Origin of the sequence: Maribellus luteus (assembly GCF_003576475.1) — a bacterium.
GTDB lineage: Bacteria > Bacteroidota > Bacteroidia > Bacteroidales > Prolixibacteraceae > Draconibacterium > Draconibacterium luteum.
Genome location: NZ_QWGR01000004.1, coordinates 112878 through 137526, shown reverse-complemented (window position 1 = coordinate 137526; position 24649 = coordinate 112878). Strand labels below are relative to the sequence as shown.

Annotated in this window: 14 protein-coding genes; 6 read left to right on the top strand and 8 right to left on the bottom strand. The window is 42.7% G+C overall.

Annotated features, from left to right (window positions below):
* Window positions 1–97 precede the first annotated feature (97 nt).
* The 3 genes from D1614_RS08735 to D1614_RS08725 all read right to left on the bottom strand — a co-directional run bounded on the left by D1614_RS08735 (window position 98) and on the right by D1614_RS08725 (window position 6977).
* The gene (locus tag D1614_RS08735) at window positions 98–2002 is read right to left on the bottom strand and encodes an endonuclease (RefSeq protein WP_119437535.1); all 1905 of its coding nucleotides are present in this window, start codon (window positions 2000–2002) and stop codon (window positions 98–100) included.
* A 174-nt stretch (window positions 2003–2176) separates the two neighbouring features.
* Window positions 2177–3643 carry a BACON domain-containing protein gene (locus tag D1614_RS08730; RefSeq protein ID WP_206609961.1) on the bottom strand — a complete coding sequence of 489 codons (1467 nt, stop codon included), beginning with the start codon at window positions 3641–3643 and terminating at the stop codon, window positions 2177–2179.
* A gap of 67 nt (window positions 3644–3710) precedes the next feature.
* Window positions 3711–6977 carry a TonB-dependent receptor gene (locus tag D1614_RS08725; protein ID WP_119437533.1) on the bottom strand — a complete coding sequence of 1089 codons (3267 nt, stop codon included), beginning with the start codon at window positions 6975–6977 and terminating at the stop codon, window positions 3711–3713.
* Window positions 6978–7758: 781 nt separating this feature from the next.
* Between D1614_RS08725 and D1614_RS08720 the strand changes: the two genes are divergently transcribed.
* The 4 genes from D1614_RS08720 (at window position 7759) to D1614_RS08705 (ending at window position 10771) form a co-directional block, all read left to right on the top strand.
* The gene (locus D1614_RS08720; protein WP_119437532.1) at window positions 7759–8175 is read left to right on the top strand and encodes a hypothetical protein; all 417 of its coding nucleotides are present in this window, start codon (window positions 7759–7761) and stop codon (window positions 8173–8175) included.
* Window positions 8176–8237: 62 nt separating this feature from the next.
* The gene (locus D1614_RS08715; protein ID WP_119437531.1) at window positions 8238–8570 is read left to right on the top strand and encodes a PadR family transcriptional regulator; all 333 of its coding nucleotides are present in this window, start codon (window positions 8238–8240) and stop codon (window positions 8568–8570) included.
* A 33-nt stretch (window positions 8571–8603) separates the two neighbouring features.
* Entirely contained in the window at window positions 8604–10175 is a 1572-nt protein-coding gene (locus D1614_RS08710) for a PspC domain-containing protein (protein ID WP_119437530.1), read from the top strand.
* A 92-nt stretch (window positions 10176–10267) separates the two neighbouring features.
* Window positions 10268–10771: a DUF4252 domain-containing protein gene (locus D1614_RS08705; protein ID WP_119437529.1), complete on the top strand. Its 504-nt coding sequence runs from the start codon at window positions 10268–10270 to the stop codon at window positions 10769–10771.
* Window positions 10772–10837: 66 nt separating this feature from the next.
* Here D1614_RS08705 and D1614_RS08700 read toward each other — a convergent pair whose 3' ends face one another.
* From D1614_RS08700 to D1614_RS08680, 5 genes are all read right to left on the bottom strand, one after another.
* Complete coding sequence (locus tag D1614_RS08700; protein ID WP_119437528.1) at window positions 10838–13603, bottom strand: alpha-amylase family glycosyl hydrolase; 2766 nt, start codon at window positions 13601–13603, stop codon at window positions 10838–10840.
* A gap of 81 nt (window positions 13604–13684) precedes the next feature.
* Entirely contained in the window at window positions 13685–15709 is a 2025-nt protein-coding gene (locus D1614_RS08695) for a SusE domain-containing protein (RefSeq protein WP_119437527.1), read from the bottom strand.
* A 2-nt stretch (window positions 15710–15711) separates the two neighbouring features.
* Entirely contained in the window at window positions 15712–16797 is a 1086-nt protein-coding gene (locus tag D1614_RS08690; RefSeq protein ID WP_119437526.1) for a SusF/SusE family carbohydrate-binding protein, read from the bottom strand.
* 21 nt (window positions 16798–16818) lie between these two features.
* Window positions 16819–18381, bottom strand: a complete 1563-nt coding sequence (locus tag D1614_RS08685) for a RagB/SusD family nutrient uptake outer membrane protein (RefSeq protein WP_119437525.1) — start codon at window positions 18379–18381, stop codon at window positions 16819–16821.
* 19 nt (window positions 18382–18400) lie between these two features.
* Window positions 18401–21370 (bottom strand): SusC/RagA family TonB-linked outer membrane protein, encoded by a 2970-nt coding sequence (locus D1614_RS08680; RefSeq protein WP_119437524.1) that lies wholly within the window; start codon window positions 21368–21370, stop codon window positions 18401–18403.
* Window positions 21371–21800: 430 nt separating this feature from the next.
* Here D1614_RS08680 and D1614_RS08675 point away from each other — a divergent pair, with 430 nt between their 5' ends.
* Together D1614_RS08675 and D1614_RS08670 are read left to right on the top strand one after the other, a co-directional pair.
* Window positions 21801–22820, top strand: coding sequence for a LacI family DNA-binding transcriptional regulator (locus tag D1614_RS08675; protein WP_119437523.1), 1020 nt, complete (start codon window positions 21801–21803; stop codon window positions 22818–22820).
* Between the two features lie 301 nt (window positions 22821–23121).
* Window positions 23122–24642: an MFS transporter gene (locus tag D1614_RS08670; protein WP_119437522.1), complete on the top strand. Its 1521-nt coding sequence runs from the start codon at window positions 23122–23124 to the stop codon at window positions 24640–24642.
* The last annotated feature ends 7 nt before the right edge of the window (window positions 24643–24649 follow it).

Below are 24649 nucleotides of genomic sequence, written 5' to 3'. Positions count from 1 at the left end.
GTAATAATTCATTAAAAATAACATTACTATATCGGGTCTGGTTTACTATAAATGAATTCTTATCCGCACAAATTTAAAATTAGTAAACTACAGGAGCTTATTGTTTGCTGAATTTGGCAAATGCGTTTGTCCCTTTTGTTGTTTCAAACTGAACGAGGTAAATTCCTGTAGTTAATGAACTGACATCTACCTGATTCGTTTTCATCTCTTTCCCAAAAACCAGAGAACCTTGTACCGTAAAAATGCGAATGTATTTTAGGTCTGAGGCATCAGAAATATGAAGAATATTCTGAACCGGGTTTGGATAAACCGTGATCGCTTCTTTTAACTGAGCTATGTCATGAATGGCTGTTGGAACATCCAGATCTTTTATTTCACGCGGAAGAATCTGGTAGGTTCCATTGTATTCGCTCACCACACCGACTAAATTACTGGCTGTCGATGGAAATTTTTTTTGAATAAGACGCGAGCTTCTATTAATATAAATCACTACACTTCCGGTATTATCTGTAACGGTATACGTTGCATTTTCTTCCGGAATAACGCTGCCGGGTTTATTGTAGGTAACGTTATTTATTTGTACAAGCATACCTTCATAATCTTCGTTCAGCTGCGAAGCAGTAATCACAAGAGGTTCAACCGGCTTGTTGTTGTTGAAATTATAGATATAGCCTGGATTAATGATTTCCGTGAGTCCGTTGTATTCCAATGGCGTTCCGCGAACAACCAAACTGTCGCCCACTTTACCGGTAAATAAAGTGCCATAAACATTTATGCCCGAACGTAATTCGTTTCCTGTTTGCAGGTAAAGCGAGTTGTCAAAATTGGCAGTTACGCGGCCTGCAATAGTAACTTGCTGATTCAGCAGCGGGCTTGCGCTACCCGTTCCCTGAACTGTTTTTATAGGGGTGATGTTTTCAGCCTGAATTATTTCCGGGATGAGGTAACTGCCCCTCATAACTGTAGAATCTTCACCTGAGCGGGCTTTGATTCTAAAGTAAATCATTTTGTTCGGCAGCTCGTTGATTTGAATATTGCCCGAATAGAGATCGTCCGTTTTATTTAATCGGATAAACTGTTGATCAGAATCGTAGTCGGGCCCCCAGTAAAGCAGAACGCTGTCGGGAGTATTGTTAGATGAAACCTGGCAGGAAATGGTTACATTTTCGCCCGGAAGAGGTTTTTCGGGTTGCATAGTTAATTGGCCAATGCTCGTTGTTGCGGGTTCCCGGTTGCCCCAAATGAGATCAACAAATTCCGGATGATCAACAAAGGGGTTTCTGTTTTGCTGAATGCGGAAAATGCGTTCATTTCTCCGGCGCTCGAAATCGGAAGGAGGGTAGTCGTTGTTCCATTTTATGAGGGTTGACAATTTCCCGAATTTAGCCGATGGGAAAGTATTGAGTTGATCCACAAGTTCCAGATCAATTTCATCGCCATCACTTTCGTAGCGGGTGGCCATGTAAAACAAGATGCGCGCCACTTGTCCTTTGGTTAACGGGCCGGGTTCCCAGGCGTTAGAAGTGTACCAGCATTCGGTGGCTTCGGGGTGCCTGGTTCCGTTGGGTTGAACGTTGTCAAAATCCAGGTTACTGCGATCTTCGTTTACCGATGCATCAGCCGGACGAAGATTAAGTGCGTCGCCATTCATCGAGCGTATATCTTCGAAATACCCGTGTGATTTGGCCCAAACATGCTCGCGATTAATAAAGTCACCGCCGGTTCCGTAATTGCTTGCATTCCGCGACACCTGGGTATAAAAGAGAATCACATTTTTGGGATCGTTGGGATCAGCATCGGAGTAATTAATGATATCCCGGGCGTACGAATACGAAAAATCCACATGGTCCTTTATAATATTGTGCAAGGCTGTTTTCAATTCTTCTCCCGAGAGATTTTCTGTTCCATTATAATACCCGACTGGCTGGGCCAGAAGAATTCCGTTTAGGCACATCAAAAACGTAATGACAACTGATTTTTTCCAACTTATTGAGTGACGCATTTTATTTATTTTGAAAGATTAGCAAGACAAATAACAGTATTTTATTTTATTCGGTTTCAAAAATAACAGGTAAAATTACTGTAATCAAGATAAAAACAAAGGCTGTCCAATTTTACTTTTTGGACAGCCTCTTTTTATTTACTCCATTCAATTAAAATGGAAGAATAGTACATTTTATTCTGCACTTACGTGGCTGAAATAAAGGCCATGTGCAAGTTGAGGTGTTCCCTTATAGGATCCCTTTGTTGCAATTACTGTTAGTGTGTCACCAACTTTAATGCCTTTGTCTGCCAACAGGTATTTCCGATCGTCGCCAGTTGCACCATAACCCGGATAACAGCCATACAGCAAGATTTCGCTGTCACCGTCTCTGAAATAAAGATTACCGTATGTTGGATTATCAATGTTTGTAATTACACCGGTTACCATAAAGTAAGTACTGGCATCGTCGGGTTTAGTCAGTACCTCTGCAATTGTAGCCGTAGTTACAGAAATAGAGCTCTCCAACACAGCGCCACTTACCTGTGGTGATCCCTGATATGCAGCACGTTTTCCAACAATTGTGATGATGTCACCTTCTTTTAACCCTTTTGTGGCAAAATCCTGAACTTTATAAACATAGGTTTCACCAGAGAAGTCTCTCAGGTTTAATTTGCCGGATGTAGCATCGGAAATATCAGAGATAACTCCTGACAAACGATATTGTCTGTCTCCAACCGGAGCTGCCAGGAATTCTGCAATCGTTGCATCTACAATCGCTCCTGCCTGGCTAATAGTTGTTTGTGTGCTATAGTTTTTAGATCCATCGGTAGTGCGGAAAGTGAGCGTAGTTTCACGATCTTCATCGTTATTCGCTTCGGCTTTGAATTTCACAACTGTGTTGGTTCCTGCTGATTGGATAGAAGAAATGGATAACCAAGACTTGGCATCTTCAGGAATTTCTACCGATACGCCTTGTCCTTTGCAGGTAAGGTAGGCAACAAATTCGCCACCTTGGTCAGTAAGTACTGCGTTTTGTACCGAATCAACTTTCACCAGTGATTTGTTGATTTGGATAACCATTACATTCACCATTTGAGGGTCTCCTTTGTAAGAACCTTTTGGACCTTCAATCGTAACTTCATCTCCCACTTCAAGACCCAGACTCTCGAAATTCTTTGTTCCGCCCTTTTTGTCAAGCGTACCATAAATGTACAATTCGCCTGTATCATCAGTTAAATACCAGTTGCCATAAAGTGTGTTGGTAATGTTGGTACAAACCCCTGTTATGCGGAGAGTTTTTCCGTCGGGAGCAGCTTTTGCCTCTTCAACTGTAGCTTCGGAAATCTGTGCCAAACCTTGCATGATGTTAATTCTCTGGGTTTTTCCACCACAGTTAAGTAACACCTCAGCAGTGCGGCCATCTATGGCAGATGGGGCAGAAAAGCTAATCTCGGTCTCACCGGCAGCACCGGTAGTTGAAGAGATTGTTAGCCATTCAACGGCGTCTTTCTCGGTAGTTACTTTCTCTGCCGTCCAGCTATCTTTAGCCGTTACGGTAATGGATGTAGAACCTCCGTCCTGCGGGAGAGTGACGAACGACGACGATACCTGAATTTCAGGAAGCAAGGTCATCGTTTCTTCATCGTTACAACTTGTCATTAGAGCAAGCATTGCAACGAAAAATGGAAATATATTTTTTAATTTCATAATTGTCAGAGCTTTTTAATTAGTTGAAAATATACTTGATACCAATGGAAGCATACCAGGTTTGACCCAATGTATAGCTTGGTGTGAATGTTTTGGTATTGCCATGGATTGAAGCGGGTGTAGAGAATGTAGCCACACCGTCAGCATCAACACCTTCGTATTTGAGGATGCGTGCTTCCGAACCAATTTCCGGGTTCAGATATTTAGCTACGCCCCAATTGGAGTTGAAGAAGTTCATCACGTTTTTGATATCCAGGCTAAGTTGCAGTTTGTGTCCGTTATTACCTGCTTTGAAAGCAAAATCATGTTTGTAGCTGAAGTCAACGCGATGTACCCAGGGAGAGTAAACGCTATAAGCTTCGGCATACTTACCTTGTTGATCTTTCAAATAATCATCGGCATGTACGTAGTCCATAAAACGAGTTTGATCGTCTGCAGAAACAAAGCGGAATTCGTTGTTTGCCACTTCCTCATCTGTGGGAACATAGATTGCATCGTAGTTATAACCGTCACCATTGATATCGTTAACGGTCATAAATGATTCGTTAGCTCCACCGCGCCATCCTTCATAGATAATGCCATAGTGGTTACCGCTTTTATCGTGGGCAGTAATCGACGCCACAAGACGATCGGGTGTGTTGTATTGAGAATTGTGCAATTTAATGTGGTTAGGACCTTCCACTGTAGGAACGTAGGTAAATGCAGATTCTGCATTAGATCCCGGCATGCCAGTTACATCTTTAGCAACTGTATGTGTGTAAGCAGCCATCAAACTGATCCATTCTGCTGGTTGGGCATTAAGGGTGATGTTGCCAGACCAACCGTAACCACGGCTTGTGTTTTCCAATATAAATGCTTTTGTGCCGGTACGGTAACCATCAGGATAAATCGGGCGATTGTCAACACCGTTAAAACGGGCGAAACCACCTACTGTTGGAATACTCCAGTCAGAAATAGAAACACCGTTGATTGTTTTGTTGTAGATTCCTTCAATTGTTGCAGAGAATGGGAAAGATGTTGGAAATGCATAATCAACAGCGAGTGATGTTTTCCATACTTGTGGCATTTTGAAATTTGGATCTACCGCCGCAATAGTACCAGAAACTGTCCCATCTTCAGGTGAAATGGTTGTAGGATAACCTAAGGCTGCCAGTCTATCATGCAGTGCTGCTATTGTGGCCTTGCCGTCTGCATCCGTTACAAGTCCGCCGGCAAATTCATCCATTGTGAAACCTTTTTTTGCAGCATTGCTTGCATTTATCTGTGCCTGGTATTGTACCATTCCGCCGTTTGTAGGCATATTGGTGAAGAATACAAGCGGTAAGTTGCCTGAGAAAAGACCGGTACCACCGCGAACTTTCAAACTCTTGTCGCCGGAAGCATCCCATACAAAACCTACACGGGGAGAGAAGATGATATTGGTAGAAGGCCACTCGCCTGTATCAATACTGCGACCAGAATAATCAAGATCTTTGATTGCCTGGTTCGTAATCAGATCACTGTTGTTAAAGAAAAGTGCATCAAGGCGAAGACCGTACGAAAGTTTGAATCTTTCGTTCACACTCCAATCATCCTGAGCATACGCTCCAATTTTGTTTGTTGTTACACGGGCAGCAGGGTTGCTTTCTCCGTCATAGCCATAGGTCAGGTTTACAATTTCAGGAGCTTCTTCGTTTAAGAAATCTTCAAGGCTTGTGTAGCGATAGTAACCTGTACCATTACGCATGTAAGCATTATCGGCCATTTTGTATTCGTAAGCAACACCGCCAACAATTTTATGATTACCTAAATAATAGGTCACTTCATCTTTAATGTTCCATACATTGTTGTGAACACCGTTGTTCCAGGTAAATAGCTCGTAACCCAAAGAGAGGTATGCCTGGTCGTCTTTCAAAATGTCGATAAAAGGAAATGCATCAGAATTTGTTCCGCGAATATCGTCAAGTTTAGAGAATGTTGCCAGGAATTGGTTGGAGATGTTTTCCGATAAACGGCTGTTTAAGTCAAAAGAGAATGAATGAACAAGGTTGTCCATCGAATACATCGAGTTGGCATATGACATGGAGGCCTGTGACATTCTGGCCTCAGACATACGAGTGCCGGCATCCATAGAAGAAGCGTTCGGTGATCTCCACGAAACGTTCTTAGTGTAGTTATAGCGTAATGCTAAACGATGTTTGTCGGTGATATTCCAATCCAAACGGGCAAGAAATTTTTTGTTGCTTTCATCCGCAGGGAAATTCGTGTAAGATCCTGTTTCATATCCATATTTACTTCTTACAAAGTCAGAAACCGTCTTGAGGTCGCTTTCTGTTGTGCGGGAAATAAAATTGTCCGGATCGGCCACACCATCAGTCGAGGCTCTCCAACGATTTACAATTGTTGGTGTCTTCTCCTTTTCAGCGTTTACGAAGAAGAATAATTTGTTTTTGATAATCGGGCCACCGATCGTGAAACCGTAGGTTGTATTGCGGTCTTTTTCGCGCGCTCCATCGATTTGTTGATTTCTGACAGCATCTCCGCGCATGTTTTCATTTCTGTGATAAGTATAAGCACTGGCTTTGAAGGTATTTGTACCAGACTTTGTAATAGCGTTTACGCCACCACCAATAAAGTTCGTTTGACGCACATCATACGGAGCAATTACAACCTGCAATTCTTCAATAGCTTCAATAGAGATGGGGTTACCTCCACCAGGAAGAGCGTCACTCAAACCGAAGTTATTGTTAAAATTAGCTCCATCTACTGTAAAGTTGGCCGTACGACCATCTGTGCCGGCAAAGCTCATGTCGTCACCTCCATAAGGAGAAAGACGGGTAATGTCCATAATGCTGCGGTTTACTGTAGGCAAATTTTCGATCTGGTCGTTTGTGATGTTGGTCACAGCTCCGGTTTTCTCATTAGAGAACTTTGTGCGGGTTGCCGTAACAAGAACTTCATCTAATGATAAAGCTTCTTCAGAGAGTAAAACATTCATTACATAGTTTTCACCTAAACTCAACGTAATGTTGTTTTGTGTATATGCACCATATCCAATGAAAGTAACTTGTACAGTATAAGGTCCGCCTACACGCATTCCGTTTAGGTTGAATCGGCCCTCCACGTTGGTTACAGTGCCATAAGTTGTTCCTGAAGGGGCGTGTGTGGCAATCACCGTCGCACCTATCACAGTTCCTTCAGCATCAGTAACGCGCCCACTCATACTCGATGTGGTCACCTGTGCTTGCATTATAGTAGCCGAGAATAGAATGAGTGCTACTAATAAAAAACTGATTTTTTTAATCATAGATTTGGATTTTAAATAATTATAGAATTAAATATTTCTCAATATAAGGTTATAAAGTGTTTGAGTTTGAAGTACGCCAATGGCCTTGGCAGGGTTTTCGAATCGTGTATTTGCTTTATTTCTAAATAACCAAAATTCATGTGGATAACAGTGCGTTTTTATTCCTTCTTCTTTCCTGTTATTTAGTGTTCTAACAACAGGGTAAAGGAAACCTTTCTTTGTGAACTTTATATTAACCAGAAGTTAAATTATTTAATGTGTTTTTCTTCCCTTCAGCCCAACCGTTGTGCGAATAAATTTGCTATTAAAAGTATTTAAAAACAAATGAACGCATATATAGTTGTTAAAAAAATTAACATAGTTTTTAACAAGTTATAAAGGTGTTTTCAACAGGGGTGCACCCTGTTTATCTTATGTTTTTGAAAGATCAAACCGTGCGTTATTGTTAAATACAAAAAAGGCACTTCAAGATTTCCAAATTTTATTTGTCAACTATGTGTTGCTTAAGTTACTTATATTTAGGTTAATATGAAATATATGTAAATTATTTTATAAAAAATATGGTACTATGTGTTGCATGGTACTAGAAATTATACATATATTTGTAATGCAAATAACAATGTAAAACTTAGTAGTTTCTTTAAAAAAGTTCTTTGTACAGTGTAACGGAAACAAAAAGACATCGTCTTAACAACAGAAAACAAGAAGCAGAAAAGCCTGAAAACAGGCCATGAAAACAAAAGACAATTAACAGAAAGCAGAAAACTAAAAACAGATCACCATGAAAACAAAAAACAATGTTCAGAAAGCAGTATTAAGATCAGCAGCCGTAATAGTAAGTCTTGTGCTGATTAGTTATACCGTAAGTGCCCAGGGGTTCTGGGAAAGATTATTATCTAACAGTAGTTTTGGCGATATTGCCATTGCATTGACTGAGACCGGTAAAATGAATGTAGAAGCTGCCGGTGCAAATACAGGGAATGCGCAATTTGTCATAGAAACAGAGCCGGCCTTGCAGCTGGAAAGCTGGATGATGGATTACTCAAAATTCAACACCGCAGCATTTCACATTGAAGCAGCAAGCGATACTGAGCTGACAATTGAGCCCTGGATGATGGACGAAAGTCTGTTTGAACCTGCCGAGAAGGCGCTGGAGCTGGAAGACTGGATGGTATCTGATGCAATGTGGAATATTTAGCAGACAGATAAACAGAGCTTAGGGAGATTAACAACAAAGGATCAATTAACGAGGGACACGTTATGAAGTTAGAAAACACAAAAGCACAGATGAGGAAGGGGGTACTGGAGTACTGTATCTTGCTCGTTCTTGATGGAAAACCATTGTATGCCAGCGATATTATTGAGGCACTGAAGGAAGCCAAAATGATAGTAGTGGAAGGAACATTGTATCCCCTGCTTACCCGCTTGAAAAATGCCGGATTACTGGCATATCGCTGGGAAGAGTCAACACAGGGGCCACCGCGAAAGTACTATGAACTAACCGATTCGGGCCGCAGTTTAATGGTCGAACTCGGCGATTCGTGGAGTGAGTTGGTAAATGCCATTGAGATGATAAAAACCAAGAATGCTTAAATCGTTACCGGATAATTTCAAACAAAAAACAAAATGAAGAAGACATTCACAATCAATATAAGCGGGACTATTTTTCACATCGAAGAAGATGCTTACGAAGTACTGCAAAAGTACCTGATCAATCTTAAAAATCATTTTGGAGGCGATGAAGAAGGAAAAGAGATACTTTCTGACATCGAAGCCCGTATTGCTGAGATTTTCAGTGCCAAATCGGACAACGACAAAAATGTAATTACACTGGACTGGGTGAACGAAGTAATCCAAACCATGGGTACTCCGGAAGATTTTGCTGAAGAAGAAGGCGAGGACGATTCCATCGTGTCGGAAACCAAGCGGAAACGTCGCCTGTATCGCGACCCCGAACACCGGGTACTTGGAGGTGTTTGCGGCGGTATGGGGGCCTATTTCAATATGGATCCGGTTATTCTGCGAATCATTTTTGCCATCCTTTTCTTTGCTACTACCGGCGCTGCATTGCTGGCGTACATTATTTTGTGGATTGCAGTTCCCAAGGCTTCCAGTACAACACAGCGCCTGGAAATGCGCGGACAGGAAGCTACGGTGAAAAATATCGAAAAATCGATAAAGGAAGAAGTAAAGGAAGTAAAAGAAAGCTATCAGAAATTCAAAGAATCGGACACCTATTCAAAAGGAAGAAAATCGGTGGAAGGTGCCGGCGACGTGGTTTACAACATATTTAAGGTAATACTGAAAGTATTTGTGGTGATTTTTGGCGTAGTGCTGATTATTTCCGGATTCTTCGGTTTGCTCGGATTGATTTCTTCTATGGTAATCGGTCATTCGTTTGTATCCAGCTGGCCTTTGATTTGGAGTCCTGAAGTATATGTTCCGGACATTCTGAACTATTTTGTTGAGCCCGGAACCGTTACTTTTGGGTTGGTTTTGGTAGGGGTTTTAATTGGCTTGCCTTTGTTGGCCCTTCTTTTCTTCGGAACCAAACTGGTGTTTCGTTATAAGTCAAACAACGCAGCCATTGTGTTGTCGATGATCGGGGTTTGGTTTGTGTCGCTGATCGTACTGTTGTCACTCTCGGCCACGCAGGTAAAACATTTCAAAGACCGCTCGTCCATAACAACAAGCCAGGTAATTGATTGCGACTCTTGCGAGACATTGTATCTCAACATTGCTGAAAACAAGTACGAAGATTACACCAAGCTCGATGCAGATATCGAAGGCTTTGATGTGTATGTGGTAGATGGCGAAGAAGTATTTGTGGGTGAGCCCGAATTGGATGTGGTTCGTTCCAGTTCCGACGAATTTGTAGTTACCGTGAAAAGTGTTTCGCGCGGAAGTTCGAGAGACGAAGCCAAAGAAAACAGCCAGCGGGTGATCTATCATTTCAATTCGAACGACTCGACCATTGTTTTTGATCCTTACTTTTTCCTTGCCAAAGATGATAAATGGAGAAACCAGGAAGTTTTTATTACGGTGAAAGTACCTGAAGGAAAAACCATTTACCTGGGAGAAGGAATGCAGGAAATAATCTACGACATTGAAAATACTTCCAATACCTGGGATAAGGACATGATTGGGAAGTACTGGGAAATGATGCCGGAAGGATTAACCTTGAAAGAAGCAAAATAAGAACGATTATAAAAAGAAACCGGTATGCCGAAAGTCAGACCGCTGACTTCGGCCCGGTTCATTAAGTGCCATCATTAAACAATTATACACTTATGAAAACATTAACTACACTTTTTTTTCTTCTCGGACTCTTGCTGGCCACGCTGTTTACTTCGGGCCAAAGCAAGGCTGATAAAATGTACGATGCATTTACCGACGCCGATGGGGTGACCAGCTTTACTTTATCAAAAGATTTTAGCGATGCGTTTAACATTGATCTGGGAGATAACGGTGACGAGAGTAATGTAACCGGCAGTTTGACACAGGTGCGTTTTATGACTTACAACCCTGAAAAGGGAGAGTGGAGCGGAGATGCTTTTATTGCCAAGGCAGTATCCATGCTTTCGTCAAAGTATCATCGCTTCGAAGATGACGGGGATGATTCGAATGCCGAAATCTGGCTTTTAGGCAAAAAAAGCAAGTACACAGAGTGTCATATTTTTATTCGGAACGAGAATCAGGAAGGCAATTCTTTTATCGTTTCTTTTTACGGCGATTTTAACGTAAACGATCTGGAAGAATTAAAGGAAACAGGGAAGAGCTTCTCTGAAGAATAGCAGAAAACAAGAAATAAAAAAGCAAAAGGTGCTCTGGTTTTTATTGATCAGAGCACCTTTTGCTTTTTACTGAACAACAATTTTTCGTGAAACAAGCTCGCCGTCCAGAATAACCCTTAAAAGATAGATGCCCGGCGAAAAGCCCTCCACGCTCAATTGCTTTTCTTTGCTTCGGGCGGTGTTTCTGCTCATCAGTTTTCCGGTGAGCGAATAAATCTCTACCTGATCGATCCATTTCTCAGCCGAAACAAAAAGCGTGCTTTGTACCGGATTTGGGTAGACATTCAGCTGGTATTCCGGCGACTGAATATCGTCTACATCGGTAGTTATGTGCGGCTCTGCAAATTTTCGGGTCGAATAGAGCCGGTATTCTCCGGGCTGCAGAATGAGGGTACGGTTGGTACTCGTTATATTTAAAGAATCACTAGTAAAAAACTCGTACCATTTTCCGTTTTGCGGGAAAGAAATAGTAGGAGTATTTAGTTTTACATCAAAGTTTCCTACAGCCAGAACATGGTTTCCATTGTTGCTTAGCGAGTACCATTTTATGGCATTGCTGAGGCTGTATGAATAACTTTCAGGAGAAAATTCCTCATACTTTTGCTTAAGCTCGTTTAATTTGGCCATTACCTCGAAAAGATCCGTGCGATCGCTATTGTCAAGGTAATTCCAATAGGGTGGTTTCGGTGCGGTTCGGCAGTCGTTGCTAATGGTTCCGTTTTCGCAACGGTTAATGGATAAATCATAACCGCGCTCTCCAAACTGCCAGATCATTTTAGGACCCGGAAGTGGAAGAAAAAACAGGCTACTTAGTTCGAGGCGGTCGAGTGCCACCGAAAGCGTTTTAGTATCGTAATTCGCGTCAGAATTCCCGTAATTCAGGCATCTGTAGGCAAGCCGCTCTTCGTCGTGGCTTTCCATATAAGTAACCAGGTTTGGTTGGCTCCAGCCACGGTTGGTGTACACAGCCCAGCTTAAATCCGATTTTGAACTTTCATTGAAACCCATGGCGGCTTCTCCGTAATTATTGTTCATATTTCCCCAGAGCATTAGACCATAGTTGGCCAGCTCTTTTTCTTCTGAATTATCGGTCAGGTGCTCGAGAATGATGAGGTTGTCGGGATCGCGTGCCCAAATTTGATCGGCCATGCGTTTCAATATAGCAATACGGGAGGCATCGTAAGCCCAGCCGTCGCCTGTTTTCTGGGTAAATCCTTTGGTAAAATCGAAGCGGAAACCATCCACTTTGTACTCGCTGATCCAAAAGCTGTTTACGCTGTCGACCAACTCTTGTGTAGCTTGCGATTCGTGGTTAAAATCGTAACCCCACGAATAAGTGGAATTGGGCGATGAAATGTTGTACCAGGGATTGTCTTCGGTAATGGTCCAGTTGTCCATGTACATTTGAGCGAAGGGGCTTTGACCGTAGCTGTGGTTCAGCACCATGTCGATTACCACAGCAATCCCGCGTTTGTGGCATTCATCAATCAGCCTTTTCAGTTCGTTTTTTAGGCCGTAATATTTGTCGGGGGCAAAATAAAACGACGGGTTGTAACCCCAGCTGTTGTTTCCTTCAAATTCGTTTACCGGCATTAATTCCAGTACATTCACCCGAAGATCTTCCAGGTAGTCCAGTTTTTCAATCACCGACGTGTAGGTATGCTCTTCCGTAAAATCACGGATTAGCAATTCGTAAATCACCATTTTTTCTTTTGCCGGAGTTTGAAAGTCGTTTATTTCCCACTGATATTCATCCTGGCCGGGTTGCAGCACAGCAACAATACCATCTGTTTTGCCTTCGGGATAGGCTTTTAGATTGGGATAGGTAGCATCACTTATAAAAGAATCATTCCACGGGTCGAGTACTTTTTCTGCATAAGGATCGGCAATTTTTAGCTTGCCGTCAATCAAGTACTGAAACGCATATTCCTTGCCTTTTTCCAGATTTGGGATATCGAGCCAGAAATAATCGCCGTCTTTTTTCATTTGGAAGTTTTCTCCGACTTCCCAGTTGTTGAAATCACCAAGGACATATACAAATTCTTTTTGCGGAGCCCATAAAACAAGGGCTGCTGAATTATCTAAGGGGTAGTTGATTCCGGTTTTGTAGCTGGACGGTTTTGTTTCTGTAATCACCTCTTCACGCACAAAAACAGAAACAGAGTCGCGAAGTGTGGTGCCGGCTGCGCTTGCTTCGGCTATAAGCCAGTTGCTGCCCCCTTCTGTAAAAGTGTAGTTTGTTGAAATTGTATTTCCGGTGTTTTCTGCGATAAGACTTTCGTTTAAATAAAGTTTGAGATCTGCCTCGATAGAAGAGCTTGCCGAAATGTTTACCGCTTGACTTTTCTGCAGTATCTGGTTGTCTGCCGGTTGGGTAATTTCAACCACTAATCCGGGTTCATAAACATCAACGAAAATATCGGTGCCTCCGCTTGCTTTTCCTTCGCGACTGCCATCGGCACTACGGAAAACAAAGGCCATTTGCTCAATTTTTTCGGAAGGAGGGACTCCGTAAAAAGAGGCAATATCCGGAGTGATTTCAAGCTCATAAATATTTGTTGAAATGCGTGTTAGCTTTGCTTTATCGGTATTTACATTCCAATCGGCTATTACATATTTCCAATCTGATCCGGACGTACTTTGGTCGGTAATAACGCCGGTGTGTGCGTATATATCGCCTGAATAGTCTTGTAATCCGGCGGTTCCCTGTGTAGCATCAAAAATTATTTTTACTGTTTCGCCAGCTACCGGAAATTCAGGATCGGTGGTTACTTGTGCCAAAAGGTTTGTGAAAATCAAACCAGCTAATAACAAAGAGAATAAGCGTTTCATACAACTAAAGTTTTTTAGTAAAAAAAGCAGAAACCTCTTCGAATTAGAGAAGAGGTCTCTGCTTGAAGCTATTAAATTCTACTAGTTTTTCGTAAAAGTCAAAGTTCTTTTGGCCAGACTAAATTTGATGGTGTAATTTCCTGCACCATCCGGAGTTGATATATTCGGATCTCCGGGCTCAAAGCTAAGCATCCCGTATTTGAACTTAAAGCCACTATCCCAGTTTCCTGATTCCGCAAAGATTTTGAAAGCATCGTTTGCTGCAAGGTCTGTGGTAAGCGTCCATTCTTTGTTCGCTTCATCCCAGCTCATTTCAATGCCTGCACCTATTGCCCATCCATTGGGAGAACCCACCAAATACATCTTTCTGTTTGCAATGAGCTCTTTGGTGTAAGTCATATTGTAAGTATCAATTGTCAGCTTATAATATCCTTCTCCAGGTGTTGATATATTCGGATCTCCACCTTCAAGAGATAATTCTCCGGGTTTATTCGTAGCATCAAACTCTTTGTAGCCCGAGTTCCAGTTTTCGGTTTCGTAGAAGAATTTAAAGCCTCCGGATGCGTTCATGTCAACGTATGTTACCCATTTGCCCTCTCCGGCATAAACCATATTGTACCCATTTCCGATGGACCAGCCAGCGGGTGTCGCATCTCCAACAAGAATCATCTCGGCATCTAAAACAGAATATTTATAAGAGTTGGCCTCTGTATCGTACCAAACTGTAATCCGGTATAATTTATAATCAGAAGAGGTATTTATGCTTGGAATATCCTTGTTCTCGCCGCCTAAAGAACCGCCTTCAGGATCTTCGGTGTCGGAAGCTCTACCCATGCCATTTGCCCAACTGCCTTTTACCGGGAAGAATTTAAAATCACCGCTTTTTAAAGGAATATATCCCATGTAGGCATTTTGACCCGAGCGCCATTTTAGTTCAATTGCATTATCAATATCCCAGCCAGCCTCTGTTGCTGAACCTACGATGTATATCGCAGCTTCTTCTATCGTATATGTTCCTTTGTTTAAATCAAGGGTTATAATGTAGGTCTTGTCTCCGCCATCGAAGGTGATATTACCATTTTTGCCTTTCGGGCCAATAACTCCGCCGGCTCCATCGCCACCCAGGTTACCCCAGTCGAGGTCGCCCCAGCTTGGCTGGCCAACAAATTTCAACATTGCCCCGTCTTTAATAGTCGTTTCAATGGAGTAAAGCCCTTCTGATTTTTGGGTCATTTGTGGCGAATTGTCAGGGCTCCATGCTGGTACGTCTGCATTGTAATCGCCTACGAGGAACACTTCAGCGGGGTTGTGTGTATAAGTGACTGCACCAACCATATACGGAGCAATGGTTAATTCGCTGTTGGCGAAATCGGCTTTTACTTCGTACCACCCTGTTTCTCCGGTAAATTTAAAGTTGCTGTCTTCGTCTTCTGCTGCAACAATGTTCGAAGAAAGGCTGGCAAACTTGCCAAAGTTGTAGGTAAAGCCATCGCTCTCTTTGTCGGTGAAACGGAAGAATCCATCTTTTGTAAGTTGAAGGTATTTTGTAAATACATCTCCATCTTTGCCTGCTGATAGTAAATTGTCGAAACCAACCGAGGTTGCCGTTCCGGTCATAAACAATGCTTCGGGAACAGGTACGTCCAGATATGGCGTAACTTTCATCGAAAATGGGCTTGTATATAAGTCGGCAAGGTCTTCGTTGGATACTGCCCTGATCCGTAGCTCAATTTCCACTTTTTCGACCGGAGCAAAACGTGTTATTAAGGCTGTGTTCAGATCGCCAATGGTAACTCTCATTTCGGTTGCTGATATTCTGTCGAATTCAATCGGGTTTGAAAAATTACTCCCTTTCGAATCGATTTGCAGAAAATAGCGTACTCCCACTTTATCGGCATATACCGGGGCTGCCCAAGCCAGGTTAAGAAGGGTTTCTTTTTCGTTCTTTTTGAACAGTACGGTATCCATGTCGGATGAAGGCACATTTGTCCATTCCGGAGGAGTGCCGTCAACCACCGATGTTACCGGTGGTGTCATAAAGTCTTCTTCACATGAGAGGGTAAAAGCCGCCAGGACAACTATTAGAATATATTTTAGATTCTTCATTTCTATTCGATTTTACCAGTTTGATTAATAAAGTCAAGTGTAATAGTGCGTTCACCTGCGTTGACGCTTACTCTATCCTGATCTCCTCCATCTGCTCTGTATTGAATAATGCCATTGAAGAATAAGAATTCGGCATGCCACCAGTCAGAAGCTGAGATGTATGGATGTGTTACGTGTAACCTTAGTTCGCCACCGGCCAGACTTCTGGTTAAAGTCATGGTTTTGTTTTCGGTATCCTGTTTAAACCTGTTTTCTTCAACTACAGTGCTGGTCGGCCAGCCGCCCACATTGTCGCCACAGATGTACACATTGGTTGGTTCGATAAGGAGTTTATTGGTTGCCAGGTTTATCCCAACAGTATAGTATCCTGCTGTTCCGGGTACCGGAATATCTTCCCCCCTGTTGTCAACGGTTCCTAATGTATATTCCCCGCTTGCAGGATCTCCAATTTTTCCGATTACGCCCTTGTAGTTTACGTCAGAACAAAGTTTAAAACTTCCGGTAGCTTCCATCCATACAATAGTCCAGACATCTTCTTCGCTGTGGACTTTGTGGAATTTGAGTTTATTGTTCTGAGCCACACGTCCAACGCCATCTCCAAAGAGGTAGAAGGTATTTGGAGCAAAAAGAATATCCAGGTAAGGAGTGGTTGTAAAATTCACCGGAGTAGAATGCAAGGTATCAACTCCGTTCACAGAATAAGTGATTATTCTTGCTGAAATGGAAGCTTCTACATCAACTGGCAAGGCTAATGTTTCTGTAAGTAACTCGTTAAGTGCACCCACCGAGAATGAAAAAGTATTGTCGGAAGAAGTAGCATTGAAAGTAACCGGGTTTGAAAAATCGCTTGATGCAGAAAACTGGAGTTTGTCTGTTGTAACAATGTCTACGCCATAGGAGGCAGGAGTATAAGATATGGTAAGCATTTCCGCTTTCCTATCTTTTGATATCTCCAGCGTTGTACCAAATCCTTGAATATTGGCGACTGGGACATACTCTGAATCATTTAATTGTATTATATCATCCTCGTTGCACGAAAAGAGAAATACTGCAAGGAGCGATATGATTATATATCTAATATTTTTCATCGTTGATAAAATTAATCAGGGTTAATAATTAATTTGTTTCAGGTTAGGATTGGCATTTATATCCGAATCAGGTATCGGGAACAAATCGTATTTTGCATCCACTGATTTTCCTTCGGCAACAGCACCCTTCCATGGCCATATATAAGATCCTCCACTTAGTTTTCCAAAACGTCGCAGGTCGGTACGACGGTGGCATTCCCAGTAAAGCTCGCGTCCGCGTTCATCCAAAATAAAGTCGAGGTCCAAATCTGCCTGTGCAATATTTCCGGAATCGTCGCCATAAGCGCGTTCTCTGATGTCGTTAATATACCCAACTGCAGTTCCCATATCTCCACCTGTTCCGCCACGAACAACGGCCTCGGCATACATCAATAATGCATCGGCGTATCTGAATAAGGGAAAGTCGGTATCGGGGTGAGAAAGGTTGGAACCAACTGCCCCAGCAGAAGTGACGTTTTTGAATTTCTGAGAAGCGTAACCGTCTCTGAAATTGAAAATGTCGGCAATCTCATAGTTTTGTCCTTCAGTCCAGAATATAGCCCGGCTGTCGGTTTCGCCACTGATGTCTTCAAAAATATTTACAAATGCTTTTGTGGTGCGGTTTCCTCCCCAGCCACCATCAACACCTGAAGCAGAAGCCGGCATATCGCCTCCAATGGTCGAATGGATAAGGAAAGTCATCCCTCCCCAGGTTTGGGTGTGCTCACCGTCGCAAACAATCGGGAAAATAATTTCGTTGGTACGTAGGTTGTTATCAGCCAGAAACAGGTTTTGGTAGTTCGCTTCGAGGCTGTAGCCCGCATCTATTATTTTCTTGGTGTAGGTAATACACTCGGTGTATTTTGGTGTGCCAATGTACGTTTCAGCATTTAAATACAGTTTCGACAATACCATCCAGGCAGCAGCTTTGTCTGCACGTCCGTATTCGTTGGTTCTGGGAGCGGCCAGTTCGTTTTCTATTGCAGTAAGTTCCGACTCAATGTAGTCGAAAAGTTGCTGAGCAGTTGCCTGTTCCGGGAAGAAGAAGGAACCTATCTGGTCTTGATCGGTAACAAACGGTCCGGTGCCAAACATATCGAGCATGTGCCAGTATGACAAGGCTCTGAGAAAACGTGCTTCGGTGTTGTACGCTTTATATTCGTCTTGCCCGTTGGTTAGCTTAACCAGGTTGTTGCAATAGGCAATTTCCAGGTTAATGCGGTAATACATGGCTTTAACAAACTCGTTGGAAGGAGTCCAGTCCATGTCGTGTAAATCGCGAAGGTTTCCGTCATTCCATGCGCAAATTGCTTCGTCGGTAGTCAGTTCCTGGTGGTTCCACAACTGGCGGAGGTAAGATGAAAACCCACCGTTGATACTACTAATATCAGGATCGTCATCCACTCCTTTTTGCCCGCCAACAACCAGTGCTGCATAACATTTGGCCAACATTCCTTTATACGAAGCATCATCGGTTAGCTTGTCTGCTGTGAGCAGGTCCTCGTCGAGCGGCAGGGTGTCTAAATCATTAACACATGAGACAAAAGTGAACATGAAGAACACGATCGCCATTATTGTATATGAAATTTTAATTCTTGTTTTCATTGTAATAATTGTTTAGCAATTAAAAGGTGATGTTTAGACCCATCAGGTATATTCTCGGACGGGGATAAATGTCGTTATCAATACCATTATCAACCTCAGGGTCTAACCCGGAGTAATTGGTAATTACAAGTACATTCTGTACTGAACCATATAGTCTTGCACTCAGGTTCAACCCAAAGGTGTCTTTTATTATATCACGGAAATTATACCCCAGGGTTACGTTGTCGATCCTGAAGAATGAAGCGTCTTCGAGAAAATAATCGGAGTACTGTTGTGCCGTCTCGAATTTCGACTTATTGATTTCAGAAGGCAGGTTGGTCAGGTATTCGTTAACCGTCATTTCCTGGTAACGTGCTCCTACTATTACGTTGTTGTATATTTGTCCGCCAATAGCAGCCCGTCCGTTAAATCCAAAGTCGAAGTTTTTGTAGTTCAACATGGAAGAAAATCCCATGAATACATCGGGAGCAGGTGAGTCTGCGTAATACTTGTCATCTTCATTTATGGTATTGTCGTTATTGCGGTCAACGTATAATCCTTCAATTGGTTTTTCGTTTGCATCGTACACCTGTTCGTACACGTAGAAGGTATTAAGTGGATGTCCAACAGTATGTTTCTGAATGGTATTTCCAACGCCAACGCCGCTAATGTTTCCCACATCTATCCCTTTGTAATTAGGGTCGTCGTAGTTGGTAAGTTTCGTCACCTCGTTTTTGTTGTGTGTGAGGTTGAAACTAACCTGCCAGGTAAGGTCGTTGGTAGATACCGGGATTGCATTTATGGCAAATTCAATACCTGTATTTTGAAGGTCGCCGACATTGGTCAGCAAAAGGTCGGTATAGTTTGTTCCGGCCGGAACAGGAATGGTATTCAAAAGGTCGTTGGTAACGCGTTTGTAGGCATCAATCGAGCCGCTTATGCGGTTGTCAAAAAAGCCAAAGTCGATACCAACGTTGTAAGTAGTGGTTTTTTCCCACTGCAAAGTTGCATCATATCCGTTCGGACGGATCAGCGTATAATATTTGTCTCCCAACTTGTATTGTGTTCGGCTGTCACTTAATTGGTAAATCCCCATGTACGGATAGTCGCCTTTGTTTAATTCCTGCTGACCGGTAATCCCGTAGCCTAACCTTAGTTTTAGGTTGCTAAGACTTTTTATTTCTTTCAGAAAGGGTTCTTCAATAATTCTCCATCCGAAAGCCGCTGATGGGTACCAGCCCCAACGGTTATTTTTCTGAAATCTTGATGAACCGTCGTTTCTTAAAGTACCTGTAAGTAAGTATTTGTCTTTATACGAGTAATTTGCTCTTCCAAAAAATGAAACAAGATAGTTTTCAGTTTCATCTTTTGAGTTTACGATTACAGTATTAAATCTGTCAACTTCATAAGCTGATGCTGCGGACCAGAAATGCTGCCATTCGTAACCTGCCATTGCATCTATCCGGCTTTCAATTCCGGGAAGGTCTTTCTTATAGTTGAGGTAGAAATCCAGTAATTCGTTCTTTCTTTCCTGGGTATAATCGCGGGCTACACCCGACGAAGCTGTGCGCACCCACGAAGCATCCAGATCAGTATTTATGGAGCCTTCGCTATCCGATTTATCGAGACCAACTTTTAATGTGGCTGTAATATCGGGGAAGAAATGTAGCTTATAATTTATTTGAGCATCAGCAATGTAGCGGTTTACATCTGATACGTCACTTTTTTGTTGCAATTGGGCTACCGGGTTTCTGGTTCCGTTTATGTTTCTCGAACCATCGGTTGTAAGCCAGGTTGTATAGCCTCCATAAATACCGGTTTTATTGAATACCGGTTTTGTTGGGTCAAAGCGCAGGGCACTGCCAATGGCACCTTTATCGGCAAAGCGGTTGTCAACATTCATGTATTTAATACCGGCTGTTATTTTCAAATGGTTTTCGAAAAAGCTCGGATTAACTTTTAATGTTGCTGTTTTTCTTTCCATCGACGATGTTCTTAGAATACCGAATTGGTCAGTATAACCTATCGAAGCACGGACAGGAATATTTTTTACTGCGCCGGAAACCCCCAGATTATGTTCGTGTCCAACTGCAGTCTGGAAGATTTCTTCTTGCCAGTTAGTATTGGCATCTCCTAATAATGCAGGATTAACAGCCGAACTGATGGCAGCTCTTTGATTTACAAGTGTTCTGTACTCGTCGGCATTCAATACGTCAATGTATTTTTTAATTTCGCTGATATTAACTTTTGATTCAATTTCAACTTTCAATTCCTGATTCTTAGCGCCTTCTTTGGTCGTTATTAAGATAACCCCGTTTGACGCGCGTGAACCATAAATCGCGGTTGATGATGCATCTTTTAGAATTGTAAAAGTTTCGATATCATTCGGGTTTATTGAAGAGAGTACATTGCTCATTCCATCAATGGTGCGGTTATCAATCGGCATTCCGTCAATTACGATTAGCGGATCGTTACTTGCCGACATGGATGAGCCTCCACGAATACGAATTTTTGCTGCAGAACCGGGTGCTCCACCTTCGGTTTGAATGTTTACTCCCGGTACTTTTCCCAAAATCAGGTCTTGCGGAGAACTAGTTGCTCCCTGGTTAAAGTCAGAAGAAGATACTGTTGCCACCGAACCGGTTGCATCTTCTTTACGTACCTGCCCGTAACCGATTACAATTACTTCTTCAAGCTTTTCGATTGACTGTGCCAGGTTTACATTAATTACATCCGATGCAGTTACAACTACTTCTTGTGTAATGTATCCAATAAATGAGAAAGAAAGAATTTGTCCTTCTTCCGCGTTGATATTGAAGTCGCCATCAAAATTGGTAATGGTTCCATTGGTGGTACCTTTTACCACAATGGTCACACCTGGTAAAGCCTCGCCGGTTTGAGCGTCGGTAACTTTACCTGTTATTGTTTTTACTTGCGCATAACTAAAGCTAAAGCTTAGCAAGGCAATCAAAAACAAGACAACTTTAAGGTTTTTACGAATGATCCTCATTTTTAATTCTATTAGTTTATAACTCTTCGTTTTTGTTAAATAATCTTTAACTGGTTAAATGGCAAAAAATCAACCGATTACATTTTGTTCCATATCCAACAAAACCAAATTCTGAAACGAAATTATAAGAAATGTTAACAAAAATCCGGGCTTTTCGAGCGTCGCATTACTGCAAACGTTTGCGGTGTCGTTTGCGTCAAATATGTTATAAAACAGGTAGTTGCTGGTGGGGTAAAAAAACGGGTTTTAATGAGGTAATTTTTGAAAACGGAACTGTATTGCAGTCAATTTATTCCTTCGTATGCTTTGCCAACCCGGTAGCTGGTTTCTAAATGTAGAAGATTGGTTTAAAAATGTATATTTGTACATACGACAACAAAACCGGGAATCAACCATTTTGCTTTTTCCCTGTTTTTGTCGGGTATAAATTATGAAAAGCGGACTTGTTACCATAAAAGATATAGCCCGTGAATTGAATATCTCTGCTTCAACAGTTTCGCGTGCGCTGAAAAATCATCCTGATATTAGTGAGGAGACCAAACGTGCAGTGAATGAACTGGCACAAAAGCTCAATTACCAGCCCAATGCAGTGGCACTAAGCCTGAAGCAACGACGTAGCCATACCATCGGTGTGATTATTCCGGAGATCGTTCACTACTTTTTTTCCTCGGTAATTAGCGGGATTGAGGACGTAGCCTACGATGCGGGTTTTAACGTAATTATTTGTCAGTCGAACGAGCGGTACGAGCGGGAGGTTGCCAATGCCCGTACTTTGCTGGCCAGCCGCGTGGATGGTGTCTTGGTGTCCGTTTCAAAACATACCGAAGATTTTCAGCACCTTCATAATTTGCAGGACAACAATATTCCGCTGGTTTTTTACGACCGGATTGTACCCGGGCTGGAAGCCGATCAGGTTATTATTGATGACCTGGATGCTTCGTACCGTGCAACCCGCCACCTGATTGAAACCGGGCGAAAGCGCATCGTGCATTTTGCCGGGCCTCAAAAATTGCTGATTGGCCGGCAACGAAAAGACGGCTATGTAAAAGCACTGGAGGAAGCGGGGCTTGAAGTGGACCCTTCATTGATTATTGAAGCCGATTCTTTTGAAAAAGCGCGTCTGGCGGTGATGCGTCTTTTAAACGAGAAAAAGAAATTTGACGGGGTGTTTGCCACCAACGATCTTACTGCCATCGGAGCCATGCAAACCATTCAAAAAAGGGGATTTAAGATTCCGGACGAAATTGCGGTGGTTGGATTTTCTGACGGACGCTTTTCCGGAATTACAGACCCTACGCTTACTTCGGTTGACCAGCATGGTTACGAAATGGGGACGGTAGCTACCGAAATGCTTTTGCGAAGAATAACCAGCGAGAACAGCGACTATCCGTATGAAACCCGCGTGTTGAACGCCGACCTGATTGTGCGTGGATCTTCGGTGTTTTTATAAGCTATTTTCTCCTGAAATTCATTTTAAACTGCTTTGCGGAAATCTTTTGGAGACATTTCTGAAAATATGTTGTAGAATATATTTTCATTTTCTGCAAACGTTTGAAATGGGTGTTTTGGTCCGTAATCTAACTGTTTAAAGGTGTTTGGGGTGTATCCCGATTTGGAAATTAAGGACATTGTGTTTTATATTTGTTTCGGCAAAATCAACGATTACTCCCATTTCATTTTCAACGGCAAAGTTCATTTGCTGTAATTTTCATTTTAATTTTTACAGCTAAACTACACTAAAGACAATTGCTATGAGTAAAAGACCTACGTTAAGCTTTTGGCAGATTTGGAACATGAGTTTTGGTTTTCTGGGCATTCAGTTTGGATTTGCACTGCAGAATGCCAACGTCAGCCGGATCTTCGAAACGCTGGGTGCTAATATTGAAGACATTCCCATATTATGGATTGCAGCTCCGGTAACCGGTTTGATCGTTCAACCGCTGATCGGTCATGCAAGCGATAAAACCTGGAATCGGTTGGGGCGTCGGCGCCCGTACTTTCTTTTGGGGGCTATTTTTGCCTCGCTTGCCTTGCTGGTAATGCCGAATTCACCCGCATTGTGGGTGGCTGCGGGTACCCTGTGGATCATGGATGCCTCCATCAACGTGTCGATGGAACCTTTTCGTGCATTTGTGGGGGATATGCTTCCCGACGAGCAGCGAACGATGGGATTTGCAATGCAAAGTTTTTTTATCGGTACAGGTGCGGTGGTTGGGTCGCTGCTTCCGTATGTGATGACCAACTGGCTAAATATTCCGAATACGGCTGCTGAAGGCATTATTCCGCCGTCGGTGAGGTGGTCGTTTTACATTGGAGCGGCCGTCTTTTTTGCGGCTATTCTCTGGACAGTCGTATCGTCGAAAGAATATTCACCCGAGAAACTGAAGGAGTTTGAAGCGGACGAAATGAAAACCAAAGAAACTTCAACCTTGTACCACGAGAAGGAAGTTGCGGGCAGCCAGTTCATAAAAGTAGGTGGAACTTTTGGTTTGGTAGGTTTGCTGATTGTTGCACTCACCCGCTTTTTGCACCTGAAAGAAGAGCTTTATATCCTGGGAGGTATCTTACTTCTTTTTGCTGTGCTGATGCTGGTAGCAGTTGTGCTGAAGTCAAAAAAAGGAGAAGAGAGTGCGTTGGTGGAAATATTTAGCGACTTGCTTCGGATGCCACTCACGATGAAACAACTGGCGCTGGTGCAGTTCTTTACCTGGATGGCACTTTTTTCGTTGTGGATTTATTCAACTGCCGGAATCACGAGTCATGTTTATGGCACCTCCGACACTACGTCGAAACTGTACAACGACGGCGCCGATTGGGTAAACCTGCTTTTTGGCGTTTACAACGGGGTGGCCGCACTGATTGCTTTTGCGCTTCCGGTGTTGGCAAAACTAACCAGCCGGAAGATTACGCATGCCATCAGTTTGGCGATAGGCGGGATAGCTTTGGCAGCCATTTACCTCATAGAAGATCCGAACTGGCTGATTCTGCCGATGGTGGGAGTGGGTATTGCCTGGGCGAGTATTCTTTCCATGCCTTACGCCATTCTTACGGGGTCTTTGCCGGCCCAAAAAATGGGAATTTACATGGGGATCTTCAATTTCTTCATCGTTATTCCTCAGATTCTGGCAGCCACTGTTCTCGGATTCATGGTACAGGACCTGTTCAACGGAGAAGCCATTTATGCATTGGTTTTTGGCGGGGTATCTATGGCAGTTGCCGCAGTAATGGTGCTTTTTGTGAAAGATGTAGCAGCAGAAAAACAAACTTATTAGAAAGAAA

What these genes read in the sequence shown, in the direction of transcription:
- D1614_RS08735 (WP_119437535.1), bottom strand. Translation starts at nt 2,002, where the DNA reads ATGCGTCACTCAATAAGTTGGAAAAAATCAGTTGTCATTACGTTTTTG.
- D1614_RS08730 (WP_206609961.1), bottom strand. Translation starts at nt 3,643, where the DNA reads ATGACAAGTTGTAACGATGAAGAAACGATGACCTTGCTTCCTGAAATT.
- D1614_RS08725 (WP_119437533.1), bottom strand. Translation starts at nt 6,977, where the DNA reads ATGATTAAAAAAATCAGTTTTTTATTAGTAGCACTCATTCTATTCTCG.
- D1614_RS08720 (WP_119437532.1), top strand. Translation starts at nt 7,759, where the DNA reads ATGAAAACAAAAAACAATGTTCAGAAAGCAGTATTAAGATCAGCAGCC.
- D1614_RS08715 (WP_119437531.1), top strand. Translation starts at nt 8,238, where the DNA reads ATGAAGTTAGAAAACACAAAAGCACAGATGAGGAAGGGGGTACTGGAG.
- D1614_RS08710 (WP_119437530.1), top strand. Translation starts at nt 8,604, where the DNA reads ATGAAGAAGACATTCACAATCAATATAAGCGGGACTATTTTTCACATC.
- D1614_RS08705 (WP_119437529.1), top strand. Translation starts at nt 10,268, where the DNA reads ATGAAAACATTAACTACACTTTTTTTTCTTCTCGGACTCTTGCTGGCC.
- D1614_RS08700 (WP_119437528.1), bottom strand. Translation starts at nt 13,603, where the DNA reads ATGAAACGCTTATTCTCTTTGTTATTAGCTGGTTTGATTTTCACAAAC.
- D1614_RS08695 (WP_119437527.1), bottom strand. Translation starts at nt 15,709, where the DNA reads ATGAAGAATCTAAAATATATTCTAATAGTTGTCCTGGCGGCTTTTACC.
- D1614_RS08690 (WP_119437526.1), bottom strand. Translation starts at nt 16,797, where the DNA reads ATGAAAAATATTAGATATATAATCATATCGCTCCTTGCAGTATTTCTC.
- D1614_RS08685 (WP_119437525.1), bottom strand. Translation starts at nt 18,381, where the DNA reads ATGAAAACAAGAATTAAAATTTCATATACAATAATGGCGATCGTGTTC.
- D1614_RS08680 (WP_119437524.1), bottom strand. Translation starts at nt 21,370, where the DNA reads ATGAGGATCATTCGTAAAAACCTTAAAGTTGTCTTGTTTTTGATTGCC.
- D1614_RS08675 (WP_119437523.1), top strand. Translation starts at nt 21,801, where the DNA reads ATGAAAAGCGGACTTGTTACCATAAAAGATATAGCCCGTGAATTGAAT.
- D1614_RS08670 (WP_119437522.1), top strand. Translation starts at nt 23,122, where the DNA reads ATGAGTAAAAGACCTACGTTAAGCTTTTGGCAGATTTGGAACATGAGT.